The 11,078-nt window shown below is 74.0% G+C and carries 7 protein-coding genes; 2 read left to right on the forward strand and 5 right to left on the reverse strand.

From position 1 onward, the window contains the following. The coding region (locus VIU94_RS28690; RefSeq protein ID WP_331915579.1) for an MFS transporter at positions 1-1,360 on the reverse strand (1,360 nt) is incomplete at its 3' end. Positions 1,361-1,486: 126 nt separating this feature from the next. Between VIU94_RS28690 and VIU94_RS28695 the strand changes: the two genes are divergently transcribed. Both VIU94_RS28695 and VIU94_RS28700 read left to right on the forward strand, forming a co-directional pair. Beyond that, the gene (locus tag VIU94_RS28695) at positions 1,487-2,395 is read left to right on the forward strand and encodes a TetR/AcrR family transcriptional regulator C-terminal domain-containing protein (RefSeq protein ID WP_331915581.1); all 909 of its coding nucleotides are present in this window, start codon (positions 1,487-1,489) and stop codon (positions 2,393-2,395) included. Between the two features lie 187 nt (positions 2,396-2,582). Then, a complete protein-coding gene (locus tag VIU94_RS28700; RefSeq protein WP_331915583.1) occupies positions 2,583-4,613 on the forward strand; it encodes a M4 family metallopeptidase in 2,031 nt (676 codons plus the stop codon). A gap of 113 nt (positions 4,614-4,726) precedes the next feature. Here VIU94_RS28700 and glgP read toward each other — a convergent pair whose 3' ends face one another. From glgP to VIU94_RS28720, 4 genes are all read right to left on the reverse strand, one after another. Continuing rightward, complete coding sequence (glgP, locus tag VIU94_RS28705) at positions 4,727-7,288, reverse strand: alpha-glucan family phosphorylase (RefSeq protein ID WP_331915585.1); 2,562 nt, start codon at positions 7,286-7,288, stop codon at positions 4,727-4,729. Between the two features lie 147 nt (positions 7,289-7,435). Further along, the gene (locus VIU94_RS28710) at positions 7,436-8,776 is read right to left on the reverse strand and encodes an FAD-dependent monooxygenase (RefSeq protein ID WP_331915587.1); all 1,341 of its coding nucleotides are present in this window, start codon (positions 8,774-8,776) and stop codon (positions 7,436-7,438) included. After that, positions 8,773-9,909: a monodechloroaminopyrrolnitrin synthase PrnB family protein gene (locus VIU94_RS28715; protein ID WP_331915589.1), complete on the reverse strand. Its 1,137-nt coding sequence runs from the start codon at positions 9,907-9,909 to the stop codon at positions 8,773-8,775. Before VIU94_RS28715 ends, VIU94_RS28710 begins: the two co-directional genes overlap by 4 nt. A gap of 55 nt (positions 9,910-9,964) precedes the next feature. After that, positions 9,965-11,078: MFS transporter (locus tag VIU94_RS28720; protein WP_331915591.1), on the reverse strand; the 1,114-nt coding region annotated here is incomplete at its 5' end.

The raw sequence follows: 11,078 nt of genomic DNA on the forward strand, positions 1-11,078 counted from the left end.
CCGCCGCGTCCCCCGGGAGCCGCGCGGCCGTGGCCACTGCGCCGCCGAGGGTCTCGCGGGCCGGCTCGGAGGCGTCGGCGGGCATGGCGGAGTTGTAGACGGCGGTGCCGAGGGAGCCGAGGAGCGCCATGCCGAGCGCGCCGCCCAGCTCCTGGCCGGATTCGAGCACGGCCGCCGCCGAGCCGGCGCGCTCCGGCGGGGCCGCGCCGAGGGCGAGCTCGTTGGCCAGGGTCATCGCGGTGACCAGGCCGCCCGCGTACACGGCGCCGGCGGTGAGCACGGCCCAGAAGGGCGTCGCGGTGTCGGTGAGGGCGAGCCAGCCGAAGCCGACGGCGGACAGCCCGCAGCCGCCGGCCATCACATACGCCCGGTCGACGCGCTGGGCGAGGACCTGGCCGAGGGGCGCGGCGGCCATCACGCCGGCGGACGGCACCAGGCTCCACAGCGCGGACTCGAAGGGGCTCTTGCCGAGCACGGACTGCACGTACTGGGTGAAGAAGACGGCGAAGCCGACGGTGGCGGCCATGGCCATCAGGTTCACCAGGACCGCGCCGCCGTACGCACGCTGCCGGACCAGAGCCAGGTCGACCATGGGGTGCGCCAGGCGGGCCTGGCGGCGGACGAACAGCGCGCCGATCGCCAGTCCGGCGGCGATGCCGAGCACCGGCGGCCAGGACCGGCCGTCCTGGGCGAGCTCCTTGACGCCGTGCACGACGGGCAGCAGCGCGGCGAGCGAGAGCAGGGCGCTGATCAGGTCGAAGGGGCCGCGCACGGGCACCTTGGACTCCGGCAGCAGGAACGGCCCGAGGAGCAGCAGCAGGGCCATGGCGGGCAGGTTGACCAGGAAGACCGAGCCCCACCAGTAGTGCTCAAGGAGCGCGCCGCTGAGGACCGGTCCGAGCGAGATGCCGCTGGCCATGACGGCCGTCCAGACGGCGACCGCCTTGGCCCGCTGCGCGGGGTCGTGGAAGAGCACGCGGATCAGCGCCAGCGTCGACGGCATCAGGCAGGCGCCGGCGACGCCGAGCAGGGCGCGGGCCGCGATGAGCGTGCCGGGGCTGTGGGCGTACGCGGCGGCCAGCGAGGCCGCGCCGAAGAGCGCCGCGCCGAAGAGGAGCAGCCGGCGGCGGCCGACGCGGTCGCCGAGCGCGCCCATGGTGATGAGGAGTCCGGCGAGGACGAAGCCGTACATGTCGAGGATCCACAGCTGGGCGGTGGCGCCGGGGCGCAGGTCCGCGCTGATGGCCGGGATGGCGAAGTAGAGGATGGACACGTCCATCGAGACGAGGAGCAGCGGCAGCATCAGGACGGCGAGCGCGGTCCAGGCGCGGCGTCCGGCGAGTGCGTCGGAAGAGGTCATGGCGGGAGCGAAGCACCGGTCCGGTGCACGTGTCTCCGCTCGCCCTAGTGCACCTCTGCCGGGCCGTCATAAGTAGCTGGTCAGCGGCCTGTACGGCGTATTCGGTGCACTAGTACACTCGCCGCCGTGACCGACCGACCGCCCTACCTCGTCATCGCCGCGGCGATCCGCGCCCGGATCGTGTCCGGGGAGCTGCGGCCCGGCGACCGGGTGCCGTCCACGCGGGCGATCACCCGCGAGTGGGGGGTGGCGATGGCGACCGCCACGAAGGCGCTGGCGACGCTGCGTCAGGAGGGCCTGGTCCGGCCGGAGCCGGGCGTCGGCACGGTGGTCGCCCGCCCGTCCGGGCAGGCGTCCGGACCGGGCGCGACCGCGCTGAGCCGGGAGCGGATCGTCCGGGCGGCGCTGGACATCGCGGTCGCGGAGGGGCTGCCGGGGCTGACGATGCGCCGGGTCGCGACCGTCCTGTCGACGTCGACGATGACGCTGTACCGGCATGTCCCGGGCAAGGGCGAGCTGGTCCGGCTGATGACCGACGCGGCCTGCGGCGAGGTGCCGCTCGGGCCGGCGCCGCCCGACTGGCGGACCGGCCTGGACCGGGGCGCACGCTGGCTGCGGGACGTGTACACGCGGCACCGCTGGCTGGCCCAGGCGATGGCCTCGTTCACCCGGCCGATCGCCTCGCCGAACGCGATGGCGTACACGGAGTGGGTGCTGAGGGCGCTTCAGGGCACCCGGCTCGGCCCGGGCGACAAGATCCACGTGCATCTGCTGATCTTCAGCTTCGTCCAGGGCATCGCCATGGCGTCGGACCTGGAGGAGCAGGCGAAACAGGACAGCGGCATCTCCGACGACGAGTGGATGACGCAGAACGAGTCACGCTTCGACGCGATCGCGGGTCCGGGCGATCTGCCGATGCTGCATGCCGTGACGGCGGGCGAGGGATTCGACCTCAGCCTGGACTCCCTCTTCGAATTCGGGCTCCGGCGAACTCTGGACGGCATCGCGGCGCTGATCGACGAAACGTCCGCTTAACGAACACGGGTCTTCGGGCTCCGGACGATTTCCGGCCAACTTCTCGCCGCACTCATGACAGGTACCGGTCACGACTGTCACTCTCTCCCCCGGCTCTTCGCACCACAGTTCGCGCACCACAGCTCTGTTTGCACCGCCCTGTCGGCCCACCCAGCCGGCCGGTACCCCCCTCGCAAAAGGAGTTCGCGTGAGATCCACGCCCCGCCGTCGCGCCACCGCGACGGGCGCTCTGATCGCGGCCGCCGCGATGATCGCCGCCGGAATGCAGACCGGTTCCGCCACCGCCGACAGCGCCGGCCTCGCCGCGGCGCCCACGGCGCAGGCGGCCGGCCAGGCCGACCCCGGCGCCCTGCCCGCCGCCCTCTCCCCCGCCCAGCGCACCGCGCTGATCAAGGCGGCCGACGCCGACAAGGCGAACACCGCCAAGGCCCTCGGCCTCGGCGCCCAGGAGAAGCTGGTCGTCCGCGACGTCGTCAAGGACCGCGACGGCACCACCCACACGCGCTACGAGCGCACCTACGCCGGACTGCCCGTCCTGGGCGGCGACCTGATCGTCGCCGAGTCCAAGGCCGGGGCCACCGAGTCCGTCACCAAGGCCTCCCGCGCCCAGCTCAAGAACGTCGACATGAGCGCGGACGTCGCCCCGGCGGCGGCCGAGAAGCAGGCGCTGAGCGCGGCCAAGGCCGAGGGCTCGTCGAAGTCCGCCGCCGAGCGCGCCCCGCGCAAGGTCGTGTGGATGGCGCAGGGTTCGCCGGTCCTCGCGTACGAGACCGTCGTCGGCGGCCTCCAGCACGACGGCACGCCGAACGAGCTGCACGTCGTCACCGACGCCACCACCGGCGCGAAGCTGCACGAGTGGCAGGCCGTGCACACCGGCACCGGCAACACGCAGTACAGCGGCCAGGTGACGCTGGGCACCGCGCCCTCGTACACGCTGACCGACACCACCCGCGGCAACCACAAGACGAACAACCTCAACCGCGGCACGTCCGGCACCGGAACGCTGTTCTCCGGCTCCGACGACGTCTGGGGCGACGGCACCCCGCAGAACCTGGAGACCGCCGGCGCGGACGCGCACTACGGCGCGGCGCTCACCTGGGACTACTACAAGAACGTGCAGGGCCGCACCGGCATCCGCGGTGACGGCGTCGGCGCGTACTCCCGGGTCCACTACGGCAACGCGTACGTCAACGCCTTCTGGCAGGACAGCTGCTTCTGCATGACGTACGGCGACGGCTCGAACAACACCAAGCCGCTGACGTCGATCGACGTCGCCGCGCACGAGATGACGCACGGCGTCACCGCCAACACCGCCGGCCTGGTCTACAGCGGCGAGTCCGGCGGCCTGAACGAGGCGACCTCCGACATCTTCGCGGCGGCCGTCGAGTTCTACGCCAACAACGCGTCGGACAAGGGCGACTACCTGGTCGGCGAGAAGATCGACATCCGGGGCAACGGCACGCCGCTGCGCTACATGGACAAGCCGAGCAAGGACGGCTCGTCCAAGGACGCCTGGTACTCGGGCATCGGCAACATCGACGTCCACTACTCCTCGGGCCCGGCGAACCACTGGTACTACCTGCTCTCCGAGGGCAGCGGAGCCAAGACGATCAACGGCGTGAACTACGACTCGCCGACCTCCGACGGGCTGCCCGTCACCGGCATCGGCCGGGACAAGGCCTCGCTGATCTGGTTCAAGGCGCTCACCACGAAGTTCAGCTCCAACACCAACTACGCCGGGGCCCGCACGGGCACCGTCGCGGCGGCCACCGAGCTGTACGGCGCCGGCAGCCCCGAGGTGCTGGCGGTCGAGAACGCCTGGGCCGGCATCAACGTCGGCCCGCGCCCCGGCGGCCAGCCGCCCACGGGCAAGGTCTTCGAGAACGCCGCGGACGTCTCCATCCCGGACAACGGCGCCGCGGTGACCTCGACGGTCAACGTCACCGGCGTGACCGGCAACGCGCCCAGCAACCTGGCGGTGGGCGTGGACATCATCCACACCTGGCGCGGTGACCTGGTCGTCGACCTGGTGGCCCCGGACGGCTCGGTCTACAACCTCAAGCCGTTCTCCTCCGGCGACTCGGCGGACAACGTCCAGGCCACGTACACCGTCAACGCCTCCACCGAGGTCGCGAACGGCGCGTGGAAGCTGCGGGTCCAGGACAAGGCCGCGCTCGACACCGGCTACATCAACAGCTTCAAGCTGACCTTCCCGTAAACCGGGAGGCGGCGCCGCTCCCCGTGAACCGGGAGGCGGCGCCCTGAGGCGAAACGGCGGCCCGGAGGGACTTCCCTCCGGGCCGCCGTGCGCGTGGCCCGGGCTGGACGGGCCTACCGCAGCAGCACTCCCGCGCCCTCGCCCGTGGCCTCCGTCGGGAGGGCGGTCAGACCCAGGTCCGTCGCGGACGGCAGGAGCGGGTGGGACGGCAGCACGCGGACCGTGCAGCCGAAGGGGCCGGTGCGGTCGAGGACCAGGGGGCCCTCGTAGAGCCGGCGGCCCTCCAGGTCCGGGGTGCCGGTGGGCTTCAGGACGCTGACCCGGGCCCCGGTGATCGCGTCGTCCGGGTCGACCCGGCCGGCCACCGCCTGGACCTCCACGTCGTCCGGCCGCAGCGCCCCGAGGGCGACCCGCACCCGGACCAGGAGCGTCGCGCCGAGTTCCGCCTCCCCGAGGTCCTCGCCGATCTCCACGTGGTCGACCGCGACCCGCGGCCAGGCCGCCGTCACGCCGGCCTTCCACGCGGCCAGCTCCCCGGCGGCCCCGGGCCCGAGCGCCCGGTGGGCGCAGGCGGCGGGGGCGTACAGCCGCTCCACGTACTCGCGCACCATCCGGTCGGCGAGCACCTTCGGGCCGAGGTCGGTGAGGGTGCGGCGGACCATCTCGGTCCAGCGGCCCGGGACGCCGTCCGTCCCGCGGTCGTAGAACCGCGGCGCGACCCGCTTCTCGATCAGCTCGTACAGCGCGTGCGCCTCCAGGTCGTCGCGCCGCTCCTCGTCGAGCGCCGCCGCGCCGTCCGCGGTCGGGATCGCCCAGCCGAAGTCGGGCTCGAACCACTCGTCCCACCAGCCGTCGAGCACCGACAGGTTGAGCCCGCCGTTGAGCGCGGCCTTCATCCCGCTGGTGCCGCACGCCTCCAGGGGCCGCAGTGGGTTGTTGAGCCAGACGTCGCAGCCGGGGTAGAGCCGCCGGGCCATGCCCATGCCGTAGTCCGGCAGGAACACGATCCGGTGCCGCACCCGCGGGTCGTCGGCGAACCGCACCAGCTCCTGGACGAGCCGCTTGCCGCCGTCGTCCGCCGGGTGGGCCTTGCCCGCGACGACGATCTGCACCGGCCGTTCCGGGTGGAGCAGCAGCCTCGCCAGCCGCTCCTTGTCGCGCAGCATCAGCGTGAGCCGCTTGTACGAGGGGACCCTGCGGGCGAAGCCGATGGTGAGGACGTCCGGGTCGAGCACCGAGTCGACCCAGCCGAGTTCGGCCGCGCCGGCCCCGCGCTGCCGCCAGGAGGCGCGCAGCCGCTCCCGTACCTCCGTCACCAGCTGCTCGCGCAGGTCGCGCCGCAGGCGCCACAGCTCGCCGTCGGGCACGTCGGCGGCCCGGCCGCACAGTTCGGCCAGCTCGGGGGCGACCCAGGTCGGGGCGTGGACGCCGTTGGTGATCGAGGTGATCGGCACTTCCTGGGCGTCGAAGCCGGGCCACAGCCCGGCGAACATCTCCCGGCTGACGGCGCCGTGCAGGGTGGAGACGCCGTTGGCGCGCTGGGCGAGCCGCAGCCCCATCACGGCCATGTTGAAGACCCCCGGGTCGCCGCCCGGGTAGGTCTCCCGGCCGAGCGCGAGCACCCGGGCCACGTCGACCCCGGGCAGCTCTCCGTCGTCGGCGAAGTGCCGGGCGACGAGCTCGCGGTCGAAGCGGTCGATGCCGGCGGGCACCGGGGTGTGGGTGGTGAACACCGTCCCGGCCCGTACCGACTCCAGGGCGGCGTCGAAGTCCAGGCCCGCGCCGATCAGTTCGCGGATGCGCTCCAGGCCGAGGAAGCCGGCGTGGCCCTCGTTGGTGTGGAAGACCTCGGGCTCGGGACCGCCGGTGAGCCGGACGTACGCCCGCACGGCCCGCACGCCGCCGATGCCGAGCAGCATCTCCTGGAGCAGCCGGTGCTCGCTGCCGCCGCCGTACAGCCGGTCGGTGACCTCGCGTTCGCCGGGCCCGTTCTCCTCCACGTCGGAGTCGAGCATCAGCAGCGGGACGCGGCCGACCTGGGCCACCCAGATGTGGGCGTGCAGCCGGCGGCCGCCGGGCAGCGAGAGGGTGACCCGGGCGGGGCTGCCGTCGTGCTCGCGGAGCAGGGTGACCGGCAGCTCGCCGGGGTCGAGGACGGGGTAGTGCTCCTGCTGCCAGCCGTCCCGCGAGAGCGACTGGCGGAAGTAGCCGTGCCGGTAGAGCAGGCCGACGCCGGTCAGTGGGACGCCGAGGTCGCTGGCGGCCTTGAGGTGGTCCCCGGCGAGGATGCCGAGGCCGCCGGAGTACTGGGGCAGGGCGGCGGTGACGCCGAACTCGGGCGAGAAGTAGGCGACGGCGGCGGGCAGCCGCTCGCTGTTCTGCTCCTGGTACCAGCGGGGTCGGCGCAGGTAGCCGTCGAGGTCGTCGGCGGCGGCGCGCAGGGCGGCGAGGAAGTCCTCGTCGGCGGCGAGTTCGGTCAGCCGCGCGGCGGTGACGGCGCCGAGCAGCCGGACGGGGTCGCCCTCGGCCGCCCGCCAGCCGTCGGGGTCGACGGAGCGGAACAGCTCGCGGGTGGGTTGGTGCCAGGACCAGCGCAGGTTGCGCGCCAGGTCGCTGAGGGGTCGAAGGGTGTCGGGGAGGACGGGACGCACGGTGAATCGACGAATTGCCTTCACGCGTTCCACCTTCGCAGGGGAGGTACGTATCGGAGCGGACGCACCACGCTGTGCGACCGTTGTTCCGCACCCGAAGGTAGGACACCCGGCCCGCCCGGACCACGGCGCGCGGGGGTCGCGCGCCGTGGCACAGAGGGGGGCGAGGCGTCAGGAGGACGCGCCGAGCGGGTGGACGGCGTAGGGGGATCCCTGGTTGACGGTGTCCGGGTCGAAGGCGCCCGTGGCGGCGTACCGGGCGGCGACGGCGGCCAGTTCGGCCGCCGGGATCACGTCGTGGACGTCGGTGAAGCCGTGCGGGGCGCGCTCGTGCGCGAGGTTGATGACGACCTCGGGGCCGAGCCGGCGGTTGGCCCGCTGGAGCTCGGTCATGGCGGGCCGGCGGGCGGCCTCGTACGCGGCGAGTGCGGTGTCGGGGTCGCGGTGCACGGCCATGGCGTGGGCGAGGGCGCGGGCGTCGACGATGGACTGGGTCGCGCCGTTGGAGCCGATCGGGTACATGGCGTGGGCGGCGTCGCCGATCAGGGTGGTGCGGCCGTGGGTCCAGCGCTCCAGCGGTTCGCGGTCGACCATCGGGTAGGCGTACGCGGCGTCGGCCGCGCGCAGCACCTCGGGGACGCAGACGCCGTCGAACTCCCAGCCCTCGTAGTGGCGCAGGAACGTTTCGACGGGGACCTGGCGGTTCCAGTCGCCCAGCATGCCGGCGTGGTCGGCGTCCGCCGGCATGGCCAGGGCCCAGTTCACCAGGACCTCGCGGTCCGGTCCGGTCGGCGCGGTCATCGGGTAGACGACGGCCTTCTGCCGGTCGTCGCCGGCGATGAGCATGAAGCCGCCGACGGAGCGGGCGGGCATCCGTGAGACGCCCCGCCACACGATCATCCCGTTCCAGGGCGGCGCGCCCTCGTCCGGGTTGAGGGCGGCGCGGACCGCGGAGCGGATCCCGTCGGCGCCGATCAGGACGTCGGGTTCGAGCGAGGCCCGGCCGCGGGTCGCGCCGTCGCGGTGCTCCAGTTGGACGCGGGGCCGGCCGCCGGGCGCGCTCTCCACCCCGCTGACCCGGACGCCGGCGACGACCGCGGCGGTGCCGAGCCGTTCGCGCACCGCGTCGGCGAGCACCTGCTGGAGGCGGGCCCGGTGGACCGACAGCTGCGGCCAGCGGTAGCCGGCCCCCAGGCCGCGCGGCTCGCGGGAGATCAGCCCGCCGGAGCGGTGGTAGTAGCGCAGCTCGCGGGTGCGCAGGGCGCCCGCCTCCAGGCGGTCGAGCAGCCCCAGCGCGTCGAGTTCGCGGACCGCGTTGGGCATGATGTTCAGCCCGGCGCCGACCGGCCGGCTGCGCCGGGCGGCCTCGACGACGGTGACCCGGTCGTATCCGGCGGCGTGCAGGGCGAGCGCGGCGGTGAGTCCGGCGACGCCGCCGCCCGCGACGACGATGTGCAGCCCGTCGCGGCCAGGGGCCTCGTCCGGGTCGTGGAGCGTGTCGTGCAGCGTCATGACCGGTCCTCCCTCGGGCCGCGGTGGGCCCGCGGCGCTCGCGGCGCCCGCACCAGCGTCTCGTTCTCCCGGGTCAGGTCGAGGATCGAGCGGAGCAGCGCCACCGGAGCGCCGCCGCTGCCCTGGTCGTACTGGCGCAGCTCGTCGCTGTACGCCTTGCGGGCGATGCCGATGTGCCGGGCCCGGAAGGTCTTGAGGATCCGCAGCACCCGGGCCAGCGACAGCGCGGAGGCGGTGAGCTGCGGCGGCACATGATGGCCGGACTCCCAGCTGAAGGCGGCGGACAGTTTGCTGACGGCGGAGACGCCGCCGGCGTGCCGGGCGTGGAAGGCGCGCCAGCTCGGCAGGCTGTACTGCACCGAGTCCTGCAGGAAGCCGTCGTACTCCGGGTTCGAGCGGTCGCACTGCCACAGCGTCAGGTCGACCAGCCAGAGCGGGACCTGGGCCGCGGCGGGCCCGAGGTAGGCGTGCCCGGCGACGTCGATGTCCTCGAAGTACGGGCGCAGCACCGTCGCGAAGTACTCGGGGGTGACGTGGGCGAGGGTGAAGTCGATCGAGTCGACCATGGACTGGACGTACTGGGCGGTGCGGTCGAGAGCGATCGAGAAGCCGGGGTCGTACGGCTCGAGCCTGGCCAGCCGGCCGCAGGTCTCCAGGGCGGCGACGAGACTGGGGAAGGTCATCCGGACCGCGTCCTGGAGGTCGGCCTCCATGGGATGGCCGGTGTACGTCCGGCGGCGCGCGCCGAGCGGGTTCCAGGTGGTGTAGTGGTGCACGGTGTCGCGGGGCACCATGTCGGTGCGCTGGGCGAGCAGTTCGAGGACGGGCAGCACCTCCGGGACGGCGGCGACCGGCTGTACGCCGTGCCGTTTCAGCGAGCCGAGCAGGATGCCGATGTCCCGCATGGCGGCCAGGGCCTCGACGACGCTCCAGTCGGCGGCCCGGTCGGCGTCGGGCATCAGGGCGCGCAGGGCGACGGTGAGCGCGGCGACGTCGGCGGTCTCGTTCATCACGGGAACCGCGGCGAGCAGGCCGTCCGCGGCGAGCGGGTCGGCGGCGCGTATCTCGGCGATCCGGTAGCGCGGTTCGCCGCGCGTTTCGAGACCGGGCGCGACAAGGTCGTACAGGGTCAAGGAGTGCCCCCCTCGGGCGATGGTCGGACGGGGATGCGGTCCGCCGGTCAGGCGGTCACCGCGCGTCGCCCACCCGCTCCCGGCGCGGTGGCGCCGACGGGGGCGCGGGCAGGCGCAGACGTGCCGACAGCAGGGCGGCGACCGCGGCGAAGGCGGCGCCGACCAGCAGCGCGGTGCGGAACCCGGTGGTCTGGGCGGCCGCGCCCGCGGCGGCGTCGGTACGGGTGGTGGAGACGGCCACCAGGACGGCGAGCCCGAGCACCGAGCCGAACTGCTGGCTGGTGTTGACGAGTCCGGACGCGAGTCCGGTCTCCTCGGGCGCGGCGTCGGCCGTGGCGGTCACATTGGTGGTGACCATGACCAACGGCAGGGCGGCGCCCAGCACGAGGCTGGGCGCGAGGACGGTGGTGAAGAACGAGCCGTCGGGCGTGAGCGCCAGGGCGAGCCAGGCGGTCCCGGCGGTGAGCAGCACGAACCCGAGCGTCATGGTGCGGGGCAGGCCCAGCTGGGCGATGATCCGGCCGGTCCGCGGGGCGACGGCCACGACGACCAGCGAGAGCGGCAGCAGACCCAGGCCGCCCCCCAGCGGCGGGTAGTCGAGCACGCTCTGCAGGTAGAGGCTGACCAGGAAGAACATGGGGAACAGCGCCATCTGCGCGAGACCGGCGAGCAGGTTGGCCTGTCGCAGCGCGGGCCGGGCGAGCACGGCCGGCGGCACGAGCGGATCGGCGGCCCGGCGTTCGAGCACGGCGAAGGCGGCGAGGAGGAGCAGCCCGGCGACGCCCGCGACGAGGGTCCGGGCCCCGGTCCAGCCGTACGCACCGGCGCCGACGAGCGCGTACGCGAGGAGGCCGAGGCCGCCGGTGGCGGTGAGCGCGCCGCCGAGGTCGAAGTGGGGCGCGACCTTGGCGGGCGCGGACTCGCCGTCGTCGAGGACGCGCGGGGCCAGCGCCGCCAGGACGGCCGCGACGAGGACGTTGAGCCAGAAGGTGGAGCGCCAGCCCAGGCCGTCGGTCAGGACGCCGCCCAGGACGGTGCCGAGCACCCCGCCCAGGCCCCCCATCGCGGCGAACGCGCCGAGCGCCTTGTGCCGGGCGGGCCCGTCGGGAAAGAGCAGGAGGAGCAGCGCGAAGGCGGCCGCCGCGGCGAGCGCCGCGCCGACGCCCTGC

This window comes from Streptomyces sp., assembly GCF_036566765.1.
GTDB lineage: Bacteria > Actinomycetota > Actinomycetes > Streptomycetales > Streptomycetaceae > Streptomyces.